12 protein-coding genes are annotated in these 16,283 nt (G+C 63.4%); 6 read left to right on the top strand and 6 right to left on the bottom strand.

Annotation, left to right across the window (positions count from 1 at the left end; translation table 11 throughout):
* Both ACMO9O_RS06045 and ACMO9O_RS06040 read right to left on the bottom strand, forming a co-directional pair.
* Nucleotides 1-2,547: a DUF349 domain-containing protein gene (locus tag ACMO9O_RS06045; protein ID WP_418982850.1), complete on the bottom strand. Its 2,547-nt coding sequence runs from the start codon at nt 2,545-2,547 to the stop codon at nt 1-3.
* 186 nt (nt 2,548-2,733) lie between these two features.
* A complete protein-coding gene (locus ACMO9O_RS06040) occupies nt 2,734-4,791 on the bottom strand; it encodes a DEAD/DEAH box helicase (protein WP_418982849.1) in 2,058 nt (685 codons plus the stop codon).
* Between the two features lie 124 nt (nt 4,792-4,915).
* On the opposite strand from ACMO9O_RS06040, the gene ACMO9O_RS06035 reads away from it, so the two are divergent.
* On the top strand, nt 4,916-5,587 hold the full coding sequence (locus ACMO9O_RS06035) for a response regulator transcription factor (RefSeq protein ID WP_418982847.1): 672 nt from the start codon (nt 4,916-4,918) through the stop codon (nt 5,585-5,587).
* On the opposite strand, the gene ACMO9O_RS06030 is transcribed toward ACMO9O_RS06035, so the two are convergent.
* Nucleotides 5,556-6,659 (bottom strand): acyltransferase, encoded by a 1,104-nt coding sequence (locus ACMO9O_RS06030; RefSeq protein ID WP_418982845.1) that lies wholly within the window; start codon nt 6,657-6,659, stop codon nt 5,556-5,558. The genes ACMO9O_RS06035 and ACMO9O_RS06030 overlap by 32 nt on opposite strands.
* 189 nt (nt 6,660-6,848) lie before the next feature.
* Here ACMO9O_RS06030 and crcB point away from each other — a divergent pair, with 189 nt between their 5' ends.
* The 4 genes from crcB to buk all read left to right on the top strand — a co-directional run bounded on the left by crcB (nt 6,849) and on the right by buk (nt 10,620).
* Nucleotides 6,849-7,229 (top strand): fluoride efflux transporter CrcB, encoded by a 381-nt coding sequence (gene crcB, locus ACMO9O_RS06025; RefSeq protein ID WP_418982844.1) that lies wholly within the window; start codon nt 6,849-6,851, stop codon nt 7,227-7,229.
* Nucleotides 7,230-7,234: 5 nt separating this feature from the next.
* The gene (locus tag ACMO9O_RS06020) at nt 7,235-8,437 is read left to right on the top strand and encodes an acetate/propionate family kinase (RefSeq protein WP_418982843.1); all 1,203 of its coding nucleotides are present in this window, start codon (nt 7,235-7,237) and stop codon (nt 8,435-8,437) included.
* Between the two features lie 156 nt (nt 8,438-8,593).
* Nucleotides 8,594-9,499, top strand: a complete 906-nt coding sequence (locus tag ACMO9O_RS06015) for a phosphate acyltransferase (RefSeq protein ID WP_418982842.1) — start codon at nt 8,594-8,596, stop codon at nt 9,497-9,499.
* Nucleotides 9,500-9,546: 47 nt separating this feature from the next.
* Complete coding sequence (gene buk, locus ACMO9O_RS06010; RefSeq protein WP_418982841.1) at nt 9,547-10,620, top strand: butyrate kinase; 1,074 nt, start codon at nt 9,547-9,549, stop codon at nt 10,618-10,620.
* Between the two features lie 527 nt (nt 10,621-11,147).
* On the opposite strand, the gene ACMO9O_RS06005 is transcribed toward buk, so the two are convergent.
* The 3 genes from ACMO9O_RS06005 to aroQ all read right to left on the bottom strand — a co-directional run bounded on the left by ACMO9O_RS06005 (nt 11,148) and on the right by aroQ (nt 14,970).
* Nucleotides 11,148-12,620 carry a lipopolysaccharide biosynthesis protein gene (locus ACMO9O_RS06005; RefSeq protein ID WP_418982840.1) on the bottom strand — a complete coding sequence of 491 codons (1,473 nt, stop codon included), beginning with the start codon at nt 12,618-12,620 and terminating at the stop codon, nt 11,148-11,150.
* 4 nt (nt 12,621-12,624) lie between these two features.
* A complete protein-coding gene (pyk, locus tag ACMO9O_RS06000; RefSeq protein WP_418982839.1) occupies nt 12,625-14,097 on the bottom strand; it encodes a pyruvate kinase in 1,473 nt (490 codons plus the stop codon).
* Between the two features lie 441 nt (nt 14,098-14,538).
* Nucleotides 14,539-14,970 (bottom strand): type II 3-dehydroquinate dehydratase, encoded by a 432-nt coding sequence (aroQ, locus tag ACMO9O_RS05995; protein WP_418982838.1) that lies wholly within the window; start codon nt 14,968-14,970, stop codon nt 14,539-14,541.
* 322 nt (nt 14,971-15,292) lie between these two features.
* Between aroQ and thiL the strand changes: the two genes are divergently transcribed.
* On the top strand, nt 15,293-16,231 hold the full coding sequence (thiL, locus tag ACMO9O_RS05990; RefSeq protein WP_418982837.1) for a thiamine-phosphate kinase: 939 nt from the start codon (nt 15,293-15,295) through the stop codon (nt 16,229-16,231).
* Nucleotides 16,232-16,283 lie beyond the last annotated feature (52 nt).

Here is a 16,283-nt window from a genome sequence, read left to right as displayed (position 1 = left end):
CTATTTGTTTTCGTTGTTTTCCGATTCGTGCTGCTCGCGGGCCTGCCGGTCGATCAGCTTGACCTTCTCCACCGCGGCGGCCATCTCCTCGCGGGCGCGGTCGATCTTGGCCTTCACGTCGGCCACGAGCGCCTCGGCGTTCTTCGACTTGGCGAAGAAACCGATGTTGTTCTCCAGCAGGGCGATCTCCTGCTCCATCTGCCGCACCTTGTTGTAGAGCCGTTCGCGCTCGGAGCGCAGGCGGCTGCCGCCCGCGGTGCGAAGCGTGGAGACCTTGTCGCGGAAGCGGTTCATCGAGCGGTCGCGCTCCGAACCGCGCAGCGTGTCGAACAGGTCGTCGACGGCGGCCTTGTAACGCTTCTGGATGGCGTCTTTCTGCTTGATGGGCACGAAGCCGATCTCGCCCCAGCGGCGCTGGAAGTCGCGGATCACCTCGTAACCGCCGCTGCGGACATCGGCCGCCTCCATCTCCTCCAGCAGGGCCTGTTTGCGCCGCAGGTTCTCCTCATGCTCGCTGTCCACGCCCGAGAAGTGGGCGGCCTTGCGCTCGAAGAACTTGTCGCACGCCGTGCGGAAGCGCTTCCAGATGGCGTCCGAGTGGCGGCGCGGCACGGCCCCGATCTCTTTCCAGCGGGCCTGCAGGGCGATCAGCTCATCGGTGGTTTTCTTCCACTCCTCGCTGCCCGAAAGCGACTCGGCGGCCTCGCAAATCTCGGTTTTCTGTTGGAGGTTGTGCTCCATCTCGGTCTTTACCCCGGTATAGAAGCCGCGCTTGGCCTCGAAGAACTTGTCGCACGCCGTGCGGAAGCGTTCGTAGATGCGATTGTTGTCCTTGCGGGGCGCGAAGCCGATGGTCTTCCACGTCTTCTGAATCTCCAGCAGGCGGTCGCTGGCGCGGTTCCACTCCTTGCGCGTGGTCAGCGGCTGGGCGCAAAGCTCCTCGGCGGCGGCGCACAGCTCCGTCTTGAGCGTGAGGTTGCGTACCTGCTCCTCCTTCAGGGCCTCGAAATGCTCCTGATGCTGCTTGTTGATGCGGCTCGACGCCGCCTTGAAACGCTCCCAAAGCGTCTCCTTAAACTCGTTGGCGACGGGACCCGTCTCGCGCCACTGGTCGTGGAGCTTCTGCAATTTGTGGAACGCCTCGACCACCGACGGCTCCAGCACGAGGGCCTCGGCCTGCTCGCAGAGGAGGACTTTCTGCTCGTAGTTCTTCTTCAGGTCCAGGTCGCGCAACTCCTTGTTGATCTTGATGAAGCTGTAGAAATTCTCGACGTGCAGGTTGTAGGTCTCCCACAAATCCTTGACGTTCTGCTGCGGGACGATACCGGTCTCCTTCCAGCGCTGCTGCAGCTCGCGGAACTTGTTGAAGGTATGGTTGAGCGTCTCGTCCGAATTGACCAGCTCCTTCAGCTCCTCGATGATTCCGAGCTTGATCTCGAGGTTGCGCTCCTTCTCGGCTTCGAGGTTGGCGATGAACTCGTCGCGCAGGCGGCGGTACTCCCTGAACAGCTCCTTGAACTGCACCTCGGCCCCGTCGACCGCGGGCAGGAAATCCTGCTCGGCGCCCCCCTCCTCCAAGAAGGCGCGGCGGGCGGTCTCGACCTCGGCGCGGCGCAGGCGGTAGAAGGCGATCTTGATCGCCTCCACGTCGCGGCGCAGCGACTGCACGGGCTGCGTGGAGAGCATCTCGGCGAACAGCGCCACCAGCTCCTCCTTGCTCCTGCCCGCGAAGCGGTCCTCGGCGGCAGGCTCCTCTCCGGCGGGGCCGTCGGCCTCCTCCGAGGTCTCCTCCTCCAGCTCCAGCCCGGCATCGCGGGCCGCAAGAGCTGCCTCCTCGTCCGAGAAATCGACCTGTGGGGAGGGCTGCCCGTCGTCCGTCGTTCCGACGGCTACGGCGGCCTGTACCCGAGCGCGTTTGGGCCGCTCCTTTTCGGGTTCCGTCTCGGATTTGGGTTCAGTTTCGGCTTCCGGTACGGCGGGCTGCGCGGCCGGTTCCGGAGCCGGTGCGGATTCTGCTTCCGCTTCGGCATCCGGTACGGGTTCTGCTTCCGGTACGGCGGGCTGCGCGGCCGTTTCCGGAGCCGGTGCGGGTTCTGCTTCCGCTTCGGGTTCTGGTGCGGGTTCCGCCTCCGCTTCGGATTCCGGCGCGGCGACCGTTTCGGCGTTTGCTTCCGCGGCGGGCCGGACAGGCTCTTCCGCCGCGGCGGGTTGTACCGCAGCTTCCGGCGCATTATTCTCTTCGGCTACCTGCGCAGACGACTCCGGGAGCACATCCACCGCTCCCGCACGCTCTCCGTTTTCCCCGGCCGTCACGCCGACCGCATCGTCCGCCGCCTCAGCGGCGGCAGGCTCCGCAGCCGTTTCGGCCACAGGTTCCGCCGATCCGTCGGCGGCAGCATCCGCGGCGGTCGGCGCAGGGCACGCTTCCGCCTCAGCGGGGGTTTGGGGTTCGGTGACATCGGTCACGGGAGGGGTCGCTTGCACATCTTCAGCCGCAGGGCTGACTTGCTCCTCGGGAGCAGGAAGTGTCGGTTTTTCAGTAGCCATCTCAGTTCTCGTTTTTGGTTCCCGCAGATACGGAATTATATAAATCTCGCAAATATAACCATTTTATGCAAAACCCGGAAATGAAACCGCCGAAACCTGCAACGGAATTTTCGGCTGCCCGCCGCACAAACACGACGCCCGGAATCCGTTCCGGACGTCGGGCTGCGACTGTTTCCGGGCTGCGGATCAGCGTTTGCCTTTGGCCGCCACCCGCTTCGCCGCGGCCTTGCGCCCCGTGGAGACGGGAGCCGATCCCTTGCGGGCGCTGCGCGTCGTCTTTTTGGGCCGCTCCCAGGCGGAGGCGTCCTCGAAGCGCTGGAACGCCTCCCAGTCGAACGTCTCGTTGCTCTTCGGCTCGGCGTTCCACTTCGGGGCGGCGATCCTGCGGCCCGGTTTGGGTGCGCGGTACGCGGCGGGATACGCTTCCGCCGGGTGCTCCGGCTGCCTGTTCTCCGGCTGTGCATCCTCCGGCCTCTGCTCAACGGCGGCGGGCCTCTCCGGCTCAACCGGTGCAACGACGGCTTTGCGCTTCGGCCGGGCAGCGGTACGCATACTCCCCTCCGTTTCGGCGCCGTGCTCCGTCCGTGCGGTTGCCCGGCGGGGACGGTCAGCGGCGGAGCGCTCTCCCGTCGGATGCTCCCCGGAGCGTTCTCCCGCGGGCCGCTCCTCCCCTTCGGGCGTGGCGATCCGGGCGATGCGCCGGCCGCGCGACGAAGCGTTCAACCGCCCCACCACCGCTTCGGCGTCGCTGAACGGCACACTCACGAACGAGAAGTTGTCGAACACGCGCAGGTCGTCGATATTCTTGTCCCGCAGGCCGCACCGCCGCTTCAACAAGTCGGCCAGCTTGCGGGGCGTGTAGCCGTCGCGCGCGCCAAGGCCCAGGAACAGCCGCGTCTTGCCCTTGCGGTCGACCGAGAACGAGCGGATCTCGGGGTAACTCGACTGGTCCAGCTCGCTGCGGAACGCCAGCCGCAGCAGGGCGCTCAACGCCACCTCGGGCGTATGCGCGGCCAGCAGTTCGGCGGCCATATCGGCGTAGGCGGTATGGGTTTCGGCGGCCACGATCTCCTCCAGATCGTCCTTAATCTTAGCGCGCTTCGTGGCCACGATGTCCTCCGGCGAGGGGAGCTGCTCCTTGTGAATCTCCACGCGGATGTCGCGCATCATGCCGCTGAAGCGGCGGAATTCGGAGCCGGTAATGAACGTGATGGCCGTGCCCTCGCGTCCGGCGCGTCCCGTGCGGCCGATGCGGTGGACGTAGCTCTCCGAGTCCTGCGGCAGGGCGTAGTTGATCACATGCGTGAGATCGCTCACGTCGATACCCCGCGCCGCCACGTCCGTGGCGACCAGAATGTTGATCTGCCGGTCGCGGAACTTGCGCAGAATCTTCTCGCGCATGGCCTGCGTCACGTCCCCGTGCAGACACTCGGCGGCGTACCCGCGCGCCACCAGGCGCGTGGTGATCTCGTCGGCGCTCACCTTCGTGCGGCAGAAGACGATGCCGTAGAACTCCGGCTCCACGTCGATGATGCGCGTCAGGGCGTCGAACTTGTCCGCCTCGCGGACCTCGAAATAGATCTGGTTCGTGCGGTCGACGGTGAGCTGCTGCGCCTCCACGCGCACGATTTGCGTATCGCGCATGTACTTCTCCGACAGGCGGATGATCCGTTCGGGCATGGTGGCCGAGAAGAGCATCACGCGGCGGTCGTCGCCCGTGTGGCTCATGATCTCCTCCACGTCCTCGACGAAGCCCATGTTGAGCATCTCGTCGGCCTCGTCCAGCACCAGGTAGCGCACCCCCTCGAGCCGCAGCGTGCCGCGGCGGATATGGTCCAGCACGCGGCCCGGGGTTCCGACCACGATGTCCACGCCCCGCGAAAGCCGGCGCAGCTGCTCGCTCATCGCCGCACCGCCGTAGATCGCCGTGATCGACAACCGCCGCTCGGCGTTGAACGAGAGCAGCTCCTCGGCGGCCTGCAGCGCCAGTTCACGCGTGGGAACCAGCACGATGGCCTGCACGCCGCCCGCTCCGGGTTCGATCTGCTGGAGGATCGGCAGCCCGAAGGCCGCCGTTTTGCCCGTGCCGGTCTGCGACTGGGCGATGATGTCGTTCGCCCCGGCGAGCAGCAGCGGGATGGTAAGACGTTGGATGGAGGTGGGCGTTTCGAACCCCTTGGTCCGCACCGCTTCGAGCATTTGCCCGGAGAGTCCCAAGGCGCTGAAATCGACTTCGTTGGTCATAAGAGAGAATTTAAAGCGCAAAGGTACGACAAATAATCGGCATTTAGCCGGAAATTTGCTATCTTCGCCCAACGAACAGCCCGGCCGCCCGTCGCTCCGGGCCGCCGAAGCTGAAACAACCGCCATGAAACACCGCATCCTGCTGGTCGACGACGAGGTCGACATCCTCGAATTCGTGCGTTACAACCTGGTCAGGGAGGGCTACGAGGTCTTCACGGCCCAGAACGGCGCGGAGGCGCTGACGCTCGCCGCCCAATGCCGTCCCCACCTGATTCTGCTGGACATGATGATGCCCGTGATGGACGGGGCGCAGACATGCCGCGCCATCCGTGAGAATCCGGAACTGAAGGATACGATGGTGGTCTTCCTCTCGGCGCTGGGCGAGGAGCAGCAGCAGCTGGCGGGGTTCGGCGTGGGGGCCGACGACTACCTGACCAAACCCATCAAGATGAAGCTGCTGGTGAGCCGCGTGCAGGCGATTCTCAAACGCATCGACGCCGGAGCGCCCGCCGCCGCGAAAGCGAAAAGCGGCATCGACATCGACCGCGCGAGCTATACGGTGACGTGCGACGGACGGCGCATCACCCTGCCGCGCAAGGAGTTCGCCCTGCTAGAGCTACTCTGGTCATCGCCCGGGCGGCTGATTCCGCGCGAGGAGATTTACGCCCGTATCTGGGGTTCGGAGGTGGTGGTCGGCGACCGCACGATCGACGTGCACATCCGCAAACTGCGGCAGAAAATCGGCGAGAGGCGCATCACCACGGTCAAGGGCGTAGGTTACCGCTTCGAACCGTGACAAACGCCGCAATACGTTCCGCAATCCGCTCCGCCACTGGCTGCAACCGCCCCCAAAGCCAGATACGCACCTGATCCACCAGCACCGTTCCGAGGAAGATCGCCACGCACGCCGCCAGCACGGCAGCTCCGAATGCGAGGGGGGGGGAGATTCGCGCATACAACCCGTTCATCAGCGCCGTGTACCACGGCAGAACGAACGGATTGGCGTGGAGCAGGTAGACCGAGAAGGCCGAAGCAGCGATGCGGTTGACCGCAGCGCTTCGCAGGTCGAACTTCGTAAAAAAGAGGAACAGCCCGACCGCGGCGGCGACCACCCACAGGGCGTTGTAGGCATAGAGTTTCATGACGGAGCCGTCGAACACGCCCGGCTTATGCGCGAAGAGTGCACCCATCACCCCCACGGCAAGCAGGCTCAGAGCGACGCAGCCCCCGTAAAGGCCCAGTCCGAACCACCGGCTCCGCACTTTTGCGTCGGCACTTTGCAGACGGATATGGCGTCCCAGCAGGTAAAGCCCGATAAACGAGATCAGCGAGTAGCCTCCCAGAAATTCGAGGCCCCCCGCCAGCCAGCCGTAGAACGACTGGTAGGCGAAGAACCCGACGATCAGCCAGCCCCGCAGGCGCGCGGAGGTGTTTTCGCAAAAAGCGTTGAGCATCGGAGCAAGCAGGTACAGCCCCAGGTAGTCGCGCACGAACCACATTTCGGGCCGCGTGAAGAGCACCCCGCCCGCCAGCGCTTTCAGGTCGAACGGGACGACGCCCGCGCCCATCAGCACCAACCCGCAGCCCACGTAGTAGAACCAGCATTGGAACAGCAGTGACAGGAGCGACCGCGCTTTCCAGCGGATGGCGAAATAGCCCGAGATCAGAATGAACAGATCGACGCAGACGATCGAGCACGACTGCACGAAGAAACGGAAGTAGACCGGCAGCGGCCGGGCGTGAAGATCGGAAAGCGCGGGCTGTCCGAAGCTCAGAAAATCAGCGTGCACGACGAGCACCAGCAGCATCGCCACGATGCGCAACAGTTCCAGGTTGGACTGCCGGGAGAGCCGGGAAGAATTATCCATGAAGTTTGCCGAAAAGTTGAACAAAGCTACATCTTTTCCGGCTCCTGTGCAAATATATCCCGTTTCCGGTCGGGCGCAAAGCGGTTCATCCCGCTTCGAGGCGGGGAAATTCGGACGCCGGATAAAATAAATCGTAACTTATTTTTTCGTATATTTGCACGAATGTAAAATAATTCCTATATTTATCTTATGATTCGTGAATTTTTGGCGGTCGGTGCAGGCGGCGCTTTGGGTTCTATCGCCCGCTATGCCCTTGCAGGCGGCCTGCTGGCCGGGCATACGCTGCTCGGATTCCCCGCCGGGACGTTCGCGGTCAACGCCGCCGGATCGCTCTTGATCGGCATTCTGCTGACTGCGCTCCGTTCCGAGACGGCCGTCTGGCTGTTGGTGGTGGGTTTCTGCGGCGGATTCACGACCTTTTCCACCTTCTCGGCCGATGCGGTGCGGCTGCTGCGCGCCGGCGAGTGGGGTTCCGCGACGCTCTACGTGGTCCTCAGCGTCGGGATCTGCCTCTTGTTCACTGCGCTGGGACTTTGGACGGGAACGACTATTACAAAACTAACTGCATAAAAAACATGGTAATTCTGGTACTCAACTGCGGCTCGTCGTCGATCAAATATCAGGTGATCGACATGGAGGACGCATCGAGCAAACTGCTCGCAAAAGGACTTGTGGAGCGCATCGGTCAGCCGGAGGGCGACCTGACGCACAAACCCGTAGGCAGGCAGCCTTACGAGCTACACCAGCCCATCCCCGACCACACAACCGGCATCAGTCTGGTGCTCAAAGCCCTGACGGACCCCGAACACGGCGTGATCCGTTCGCTGGACGAGGTGAAGGCCGTCGGCCACCGCGTGGCGCACGGCGGCGAGTTCTTCCCCGCGAGCTGCATCGTGACGGAGGACACCAAGGCGAAAATCCGCTCGCTGTTCGACATCGCCCCGCTGCACAACCCCGCCAACCTGGAGGGCGTGCTCTCGATCGAAAAGGTGCTTCCCGGCGTTCCCCAGGTCACGGTATTCGACACGTCGTTCCACCAGACCATCCCGGCGGTCAACTTCATGTACGCTCTGCCCTACGCCTACTACGAGAAGTACCGCGTGCGCAAGTACGGCTTCCACGGCACGAGCCACAAGTTCGTGGCCCGCGTGGGTGCGAAGCTGGCCGGGCTGGACATCGACCATTCGAAGATCATCACCTGCCACATCGGCAACGGCGGTTCGGTGACGGCCGTCTGGAACGGCAGGTCCTACGACACGTCGATGGGCTTCTCGCCGCTCGACGGACTGGTGATGGGCACGCGCTGCGGCAGCGTCGACGCGAGCGCCATCACGTTCATCGGCGAGAAGGAGGGCATGAGCTACCCCGAGGTCAATGCCATGATGAACAAGCAGTCGGGCGTGCTGGGCATCTCGGGCCTTTCGAGCGACATGCGCGACATCGACCGCGCCTACGAGGAGGGCAACGAACGCGCCATCCTTGCCCGCGACATGTATTACGCCCGCATCAAGAAGTTCATCGGCGAGTATGCCGCCGAGATGGGCGGCGTCGACCTTGTCGTCTTCACGGGCGGCGTGGGCGAGAACTCGTGCGAAATGCGCGAGGCGGTCTGCTCCGGCATGGAATTCATGGGTATGAAGTTCGACCGCGAAGCCAACAAGGGCGCCCGCGGCGTCGACAAGATCCTCTCGGCCTCCGATTCCAGGGTCAAGATCGCCGTGGTCGCCACCAACGAGGAGCTGGTTATCGCCACCGACACGTACAACCTGGTCAAATAGGGGCCATCCGTCGCCTGCCCTCGGGGCTGATGACGCAGCCGGCACACCCGCCGGACGCTGCCTGAGGACGCCACCCGTAGGACGCCACCTGCGGACCGCAACCGTCCGCCGCGCTGCGGAATATTTTAATTTTTAATTTTTAATTCTTAATTGCATATGATCCAACATCTTACGGAGATCGTCGAAGAGGCGAGAAAAAGAGGTAAAAAACGGCTGGCCGTCGCCTACGGCCAGGATTCGCACACGCTGGAAGCCGTCTACGAGGCGTACAAGGAGGGGCTGGTAGAACCCACGCTCTACGGCGACAAGGAGGTTATCCGCCAGGTTTGCGAGGCGAACGGCATCGACATCAAGGCGTTCAACATCGTCGACGAGTCCAGCGACGTCAAGTGCGTGCAGCAGGCCGTGGCCGCCGTCGCTTCGGGCAACGCCGACGTGCTGATGAAGGGACTGGTATCGACCGACAAGTACATGCGCGGCATCCTCAACAAAGAGGCCGGGCTGTTCCCGCCGAAGGGCGTGCTGAGCCACGTCTCGATCTCGGAGATGCCCTGCTACCACAAGCTGCTGATTATGTCGGACGTGGCCGTGATTCCGCTGCCCGACTTCAAGCAGAAGATGAAGCTGATCGGCTACCTGGCCCAGACGGCCAACCTGCTGGGGATCAAGACCCCGAAGATCGCCTGCATCGCCCCCTCGGAGCAGGTGCTGCCCAACGTCGTCTCCTCGACCGAAGGCGCGCTGCTGGCCAAGATGGGCGACCGCGGACAGCTGGGCAACGTCATCGTCGACGGTCCCCTGTCGCTCGACGTGGCGCTCTACAAGGAGGTCGCCGAGCACAAGAAGGTCAAGGGTTCGTCCGTAGCCGGGGACCCCGACTGCCTGCTCTTCCCCAACCTCGAATCGGCCAACGTCTTCTTCAAGTCGACGACGCACCTGTGCAAGGGCGAACTGGCCGCGATGGTCATGGGTACGAAGGTTCCCTGCGTGCTGACCTCGCGCGGCGATTCGAGCAAGACCAAGCTCTACTCGATCGCCCTGGCCTGCCTGGCCGCAAAATAGGCAACCGACCGACAACCTGAAACCTACTAAACCGAACCGAGAACTTTATGGGCTACAAGATCTTAGCAATAAATCCCGGCTCTACGTCCACAAAGGTCGCCCTCTACGAGGAGGAGCGGCCTTTGCTGGACCTCACCCTGCGCCACACGGCCGAACAGATCGCCGCCTATGCCGACATCATCGACCAGTTGGACTGGCGGCGGGGGCTGATTCTGGCGGCGCTGCGCGAGCACGGGCTGCAACTGAAAGAGCTTTCGGCGGTCATCGGCCGCGGCGGACTGATCCGGCCCGTTCCGGCGGGCGTCTACGAGGTCAATTCGCGCATGCGTTACGACCTGCGTCACGCGCAGATGAAGCACGCCTGCAACCTGGGCGGCCTCTTGGCCGCGCAGATCGCCCACATGGCGGGCCGGGAGGTCAAAGCCTACATCGCCGATCCGCCCGTGGTGGACGAGATGGACGACGTGGCGCGCATCACGGGCATGCCGATGTGTACGCGCAAGCCGATCTTCCACGCCCTGAATCAGAAGGCGATCGCCCGGCTGCACTGCGACCGTACGGGTACGGTCTACGAGCAGACGAATCTGATCGTGGCCCATATGGGCGGCGGTATCTCGGTCGCGGCGCACCGGCAGGGCCGCATCGTCGACGTGAACAACGCGCTGGACGGCGACGGTCCGTTCGCCCCCGACCGCGCGGGCAGCATCCCCTCGAGCGAACTGATCAAGGTCTGCTTCTCAGGACAGTACACGCGCGACGAGCTGCTCAAGTTCATTTCGAGCAAGGGCGGTCTGGTCGCCTACCTGGGAACCAACTCCGTGATTCAGGTTCTCGAACGCATCGACCAGGGCGACCAGCGCGCCCAGAAAATGCTCGAAGCGATGTGTTACAACATCGCCAAACAGATCGGGGCCATGGCCGGAGCGCTTGCAGGCAGGGTCGACGGCATCCTGCTCACGGGCGGCATCGCCTACAACCAGGTGGTGGTCGACTACATCGAAAATCACTGTTCGTTCATCGCCCCGCTAACGGTTTATCCCGGCGAAAACGAACTCGAATCGCTGGCGGCCAACGCGCTGGTGGTCCTGCGGGGCATCATCACCCCGAAGGTCTACTCCTGAGGTCGCCCTCCCCGAACGACAACCGCCCGATCCTTGCAGAAGGATCGGGCGGCGTTGTTTCGGAAGGGCGGGAAGAGACGGGACCGAGGTTATTTCCCGCTTCGGCCGCTGTCATCCTACGAGAGGCGGGGCGAAGAACCTCAGGTATGAAGTTCAGTCCTTTCTTGTCCGTTTTGTGTCTCCACGACTGTGGCCGCAATGAGTTTGTTTATTTTCGACCGGCAGGTCGGCGGGCCGAAATTCGTGTCGCTCTGTTCTCGACTTTTAGGTTGGCGAGCCGCAGCCTCCCCCGGCGGAGGCCCGCTTAACGCGTGCACTCCGCAGGCTGCTGCCCGAGACTTTTCACGTCTCGACCAAAATCGACTTCAGCGGCGCATCGCGACGCATCTGCTCGCGCATTTCTGGAAACAGCGGGAGCCAGAGAAGGTAAGACGGAGAAAAGTGAGACGCAGAGGGTGAGCCGCAGAAGGACAGGCCGAAAAAACGGGTTGGTGAAAGGCATCTCACCTGCTTGCATGAAGGTTCAGCTACCGGCGCAGGAGCTGTTTGCGGACGATGGCCGTCACTTCCCGGAACGCTTCGAGTCGGAACAGGGCCGACAGGAGCGTATAGCCGCCCACGCCGACCGCGACCTGCGCGGCCAGCCGCAGCCACGCATTGCCCGTGAAGGCCCACCCCGTCAGCCGGACGGCGGCATACATTCCTCCGGCCGCCAGCGCCACGGGCAGCAAGGTTCGCAGCAGCCGGGCGACAGTCAGCTCCGTGAAACGCAGCGACGCGGCGACATTGACCGTCATCTCGCAGAACGCGATGGCGACCAGGCCCCACACCACGGCCTGCACGCTGAACGGGATCGTCAGCGCGAAGATCACGGTCATCAGCGCCTTCTTAATGATTTCAATCCGGACGATGATACCGCCCTCACTTTTGACTTTCAGCACATTGAATGCGATCATCGCCACCGGATAGAACAGTCCGGCCAGACAGACCACCTCGAAATAGGGAACCGTCGGCATCCACTCCTCGCCCAACAGCACCGCGAAGAGGTCGTGCGCCACGGCCGACATGCCGAGCATGATCGGGAAGAGGATATAGGCCACGACCATGACCACCTGCCGGTAGCTCTCGGCGAACTTCCGCGGATCGTCACCGATCTTCGAAAGGGCGGGGAAAGTCACGCTTTGGACAGCCTGCATGGCCGACGTCACGGGCTGATCCTTGAGTTTGACGGCCTGGTCGAACGCGCCGAGCGTATCGGCGGGATAGAGGCGGCCCAGGAAAAACTGCGGAATTTTGTTGTAGAAGGTCGAGATCAGATCGGTGGACATCAGGCTGAAACTGTACGGGGCCATCCGTCGGAGCGCACCCCCGTCGTAACGCCCTGCGGGCCGCCAGTCGCTGAGCCACCAGAGCAGCACGGCCCGCACCGCCATCTGCAACACGCGCTGCGCCACGACGCTCCACACGCCGAAGCCCGCCAGCGCCAACCCGATGGCTGCCAGCCCGCTCACGAGTGCCGCGGCAAAGGTCACCTTCGACAGCAATGCGAAGCGGAACTGTCGGACAAAGAGTGTATTCTGGACCGTACACAACGCATTAATGGGCAGCAGCAGGAAGAAAACCGGTGCAAGCCGCGTCAGCGAGGGCATGTCGTAGTAGCGTGCAGCCACGGGAGCCAGCGCCACGAACAGGACGTAGAGCAGCAGCGAAACGACGATGTTGAAGAGGAAGACCGACTTGTAGTCGCCCTGCGCAGGCTCCGCCTTGCGGATGAGCGTCTGCGAGAAACCGCTGTCGGCGATCACCAGCGCCACGGCCGAGACGGCCGTCAGGATGGCCATGATACCCAGGTCGTCACGCGTCAATAGGCGCAGGATCGTCAGGCTCACGGCCATTTGGAGGAGCATCGAGCCGATCTTCTCGGCCATGCTCCACGCCACGCCGCGCGCGACCTTGTCCTTCAGTTCGCCGCCCGGCCGCTCCCGAGGCTTCCCGTTCACGCCGCTAACACCGTTTCCCGGCGATCTCCGCATTGCGCATGCGGATATTCTTCACGTTGGCGATTTCGACGTACGAAGCGCCCCCGTCGGGTCCGAAGCTGCCGCCCACGATGGCCAGCAGGTCGTCGTCGGCAAGTTTACGGAAACGCTCGATGAACTCCAGCGCATCGGTTAGAAAATGGTAGCGGTCGCTCAGTTCCTGGTTCCTCAGAATCGGAACCACCCCGTAGGAGAGGGCCAGAATACGCTGGGCATGCCGCTGGTAGCAGACCGCCATCACGGTCTTGCGACCGCGGAACGCGGCCAGATAACGCCCCGTGCGGCCCGTCTTGGTGTCGAGCACCACGTATTTGATCGGCAGGTTGGTCGAGGCGCGGACCGCCGAACGGGCCAGCTGGGCCGTGATTTCGTGGTTGACCGAAACCATGTCCATGTCGATCATCGGCTTGAAATGGGTCTCGTCGCGCTCGATCTCGCGGGCAATGCGCGACATCGTTTCGACCGACTCCACGGGATAGTCGCCCATGGCGGTCTCGTCGCTCAGCATCACGGCGTCGACGCGTTCGTAGATCGCGCTGGCCACGTCGCTCACCTCGGCGCGTGTCGGACGCGGGGAGTGGACCATCGAGTAGAGCATCTGCGTGGCGATGATGACCGGACGCTTGGCGGCGATGCACTTCTCGACGATGCGCCGCTGCGTGTTCGGGATCGCCTCGGCGGGAAGTTCGACCCCCAGATCGCCGCGGGCGACCATGATGCCGTACGACGCCTCGATGATCTCGTCGATATTGTCCAGCCCCTCCTGGTTCTCGATCTTGGAGATGATCTTGATCTTGCTGCCGTGCGCATCCAAAATATCCTGCACGGCCTTGATGTCGCGGGCCGAGCGCACGAACGAATGGGCGATGAAGTCCACGTCGTTTCGGATGGCCCACTCGATGAAGCGGCGGTCCTTCTCGGTGACCGACGGCAGGGCAACGCAGATGCCGGGGACGTTGACGCTTTTGCGCGAACGCATCGCACCGCCCACGACGAACTCGCAGACCAGCTCCTCGCCGCTCTTCTCCACCACGCGGATCTCCAGCTCGCCATCGGCGATCAGCATCCGCGCACCGACCGGAATGTCCGTCACGATCGTCGGCACGTTCATGTAGACCACCTTGCGCGTGGTGAAATCCTTGCCGTCGGAGCCGCGCACCACCACGCGGTCGCCCGCCTGGAAATTGATGCTGTTGCCGTACTCCTCGGCGATGGTCGTGACTCGGATTTCGGGCCCCTTCGTGTCGATCATAATCGGAATCGAGGGGTTTACGCGGTGGACCGTCTCGACGATCGACGTGGCGCCCTGCTCGGTCACGTGCGCCGAATTGACGCGCACCACGTCCATGCCGGCATCGTAGAGCTTGGCGACGAACTCCTCGGTGCAACGGAAATCGGACATCGTTGCCACGACCTTGGTTTTTTTCATTCTGTACATATCCAGGGAAATTTATTGTTATTCGTTATGTTTTAACCACTCGGTCTCTTGTCTCATCCAGTATATCCAGCCCCGACCGTTGAACCTCTCGGCGTACCGCCGCGTCTTCAAATCTGCCCCCAGCCCTCACACAGGGAGGGAGAAAAGCCTCATGTATGAAATTAAGCCCTTCGTCGTATTCGCTCTTGCTGTGCTTCTCGGAACCGCGCGGGCTGTCCGGTTTGTCTTGTTTTGGGCTGTTAAGCCGGCAGCCAGCAACCGTCGGTTGCGGAGGGCTGCATCTCAGTCTCCGGCTTCGATATCCCTCCGCCGGCTACGGACCGAGATACAATCGTTTTTATTCCTGCGTCTCGTTTAGCGGCTTTTGAGCCGCGCGGGCCGCAGCCTAATCTCCGCGGAGGCCCGCATCCTGCGCCCCTCCGCAGGCTGCTGGCCGCTCCATTATACCCCCTCGAGGCGGATCAGCAGCGCCTCCACCCCCAGCAGGTAGGAATCCAGGCCGAAGCCCATGATCGACCCCACGGCCACCGGAGCCAGCAGCGAGACGTGGCGGAACTCCTCACGGGCGAGGATCGAGGAGATGTGCACCTCGACCACCGGCACGTCGATGGCGGCCACCGCATCGCGCAATGCCACCGAGGTATGGGTGTAACCCCCGGCGTTGAGCACCACCCCGTCGTATGCACCCTCGGCCTGTTGCAGGGCGTCGATCAGCTCCCCTTCGACATTGGACTGAAAATAACCGAATCCGACCTGCGGATAGGCTCTCTGCAGCGTCTCCATCAAGGTGTCGAAAGTCTGCGTACCGTATACCTGCGTATCGCGCCGCCCCTGCAAATTGAGGTTCGGGCCGTTGAGGATCAATAGTTTCATTTTCAAAAGTGTTCGAGGGACCGAACCTGAAAGCGAATGCCGCTGCTCCGGTCCGCCCCGGCCGAAGGGCTTGCAGCCCGGGACTTTCCGCGCCGTCGCTTCCGGCGCCGATCCGCAGGCAAAGATAGCGATAATTCGGAATTTTTCGTACCTTTGTTTTCACTCCGATCGAATTTATGCCAGCGACATCCGTTCCATACGCTCCGCCCTGCCGCATCCGCGCCGCCCGCCCGTCGCCGCTGCTTCCAGCCCCGGTTCAAGACCGGGCCGGACAGCCGGAGTTCAACCGGGTGCAGGACTGCGCCGAAACCCGCCCGAAAGCATGACCGAATTTGGATTTATCGAACGCATCGCGCAGCTCTTCTCCGGGCTTCCCGCCAACGGGTTCGAGGGGATCGGAGACGACTGCGCCGTTCTTCCGCTCGGCAGCGGGGAGTCGCTGCTCTTCACGACGGACCTGCTGACCGAGGAGGTTCATTTTCTGCGCGACCGGACCTCGCCCCGGGAGCTGGGGCGCAAATCCCTTGCCGTAAACCTGAGCGACATAGCCTCGATGGGCGCGCAGCCCGTCGCCACACTGCTGTCGCTGGCCCTGCCTTCCGATGCCACCGGGGAGTGGGCCGAGGAGTTCATGCAGGGCTACCGGGAGATGTCCGAAGAGTTCTCCGCAGCACTTGTCGGCGGCGACACGACCCGCTCGGCTTCGGGCATCACGATCAACGTCACGGCCATCGGCCGCGCGGCGGACGATCGGATCAAACGCCGCAGCGACGCCCGCCCGGGCGACGTGATCTTCACCGCGGGGGAGCTGGGAGCCTCGGGCACGGGGTTGCGGGATCTGCTGGAGGGGCGTTGCGACACCCCCGCTGCCGCCCTACACCGCAATCCCCAGCCGCAGGTGGCCGAAGGACGCTGGCTCGCAGGCCGCCCGGAGGTGCACGCCATGATGGACCTTTCGGACGGACTGGCCTCGGACATGCGCCACATCCTCGACCGCTCGGGGGTCGGGGCGGAAATCGACACGGCGCTCATTCCCGTCGCTGCGGGTTCCGACCTGCGGACCGCCGCCTGCGGGGGCGAGGACTACAAACTGCTGCTGACGGCCGATGCCGATGCGGCTGCGCAGCTGGCCGCTGCGTTCCGGCAAACGTTCAGATCGCCGCTCTACCCCCTCGGCCGCATCACCCGCGACGGCGGGTTGGTCTGGCTGCAGGACGGACGGCCCGTCGAGCTGGACTGGCAGGGGTTCAGGCATTACTGAATATCCGTTCAACGAAGACCCCCTCTAATCCACGAAGCCCTCCCCTCTTGAG

Source organism: Alistipes sp. (assembly GCF_048465635.1).
In the GTDB taxonomy this organism is placed as follows: Bacteria; Bacteroidota; Bacteroidia; order Bacteroidales; family Rikenellaceae; genus Alistipes.
The sequence above is the reverse complement of the archived record's forward strand: the minus strand, read 5'-3'. Positions and strand labels throughout refer to the sequence as shown.

Bases quoted from the DNA above. Each gene is read 5' to 3' on its own strand.
- aroQ (WP_418982838.1), bottom strand. From the start codon at position 14,970: ATGAAACTATTGATCCTCAACGGCCCGAACCTCAATTTGCAGGGGCGG.
- thiL (WP_418982837.1), top strand. From the start codon at position 15,293: ATGACCGAATTTGGATTTATCGAACGCATCGCGCAGCTCTTCTCCGGG.
- ACMO9O_RS06045 (WP_418982850.1), bottom strand. From the start codon at position 2,547: ATGGCTACTGAAAAACCGACACTTCCTGCTCCCGAGGAGCAAGTCAGC.
- crcB (WP_418982844.1), top strand. From the start codon at position 6,849: ATGATTCGTGAATTTTTGGCGGTCGGTGCAGGCGGCGCTTTGGGTTCT.
- ACMO9O_RS06035 (WP_418982847.1), top strand. From the start codon at position 4,916: ATGAAACACCGCATCCTGCTGGTCGACGACGAGGTCGACATCCTCGAA.
- ACMO9O_RS06030 (WP_418982845.1), bottom strand. From the start codon at position 6,659: ATGGATAATTCTTCCCGGCTCTCCCGGCAGTCCAACCTGGAACTGTTG.
- ACMO9O_RS06015 (WP_418982842.1), top strand. From the start codon at position 8,594: ATGATCCAACATCTTACGGAGATCGTCGAAGAGGCGAGAAAAAGAGGT.
- ACMO9O_RS06040 (WP_418982849.1), bottom strand. From the start codon at position 4,791: ATGACCAACGAAGTCGATTTCAGCGCCTTGGGACTCTCCGGGCAAATG.
- pyk (WP_418982839.1), bottom strand. From the start codon at position 14,097: ATGTACAGAATGAAAAAAACCAAGGTCGTGGCAACGATGTCCGATTTC.
- ACMO9O_RS06020 (WP_418982843.1), top strand. From the start codon at position 7,235: ATGGTAATTCTGGTACTCAACTGCGGCTCGTCGTCGATCAAATATCAG.
- buk (WP_418982841.1), top strand. From the start codon at position 9,547: ATGGGCTACAAGATCTTAGCAATAAATCCCGGCTCTACGTCCACAAAG.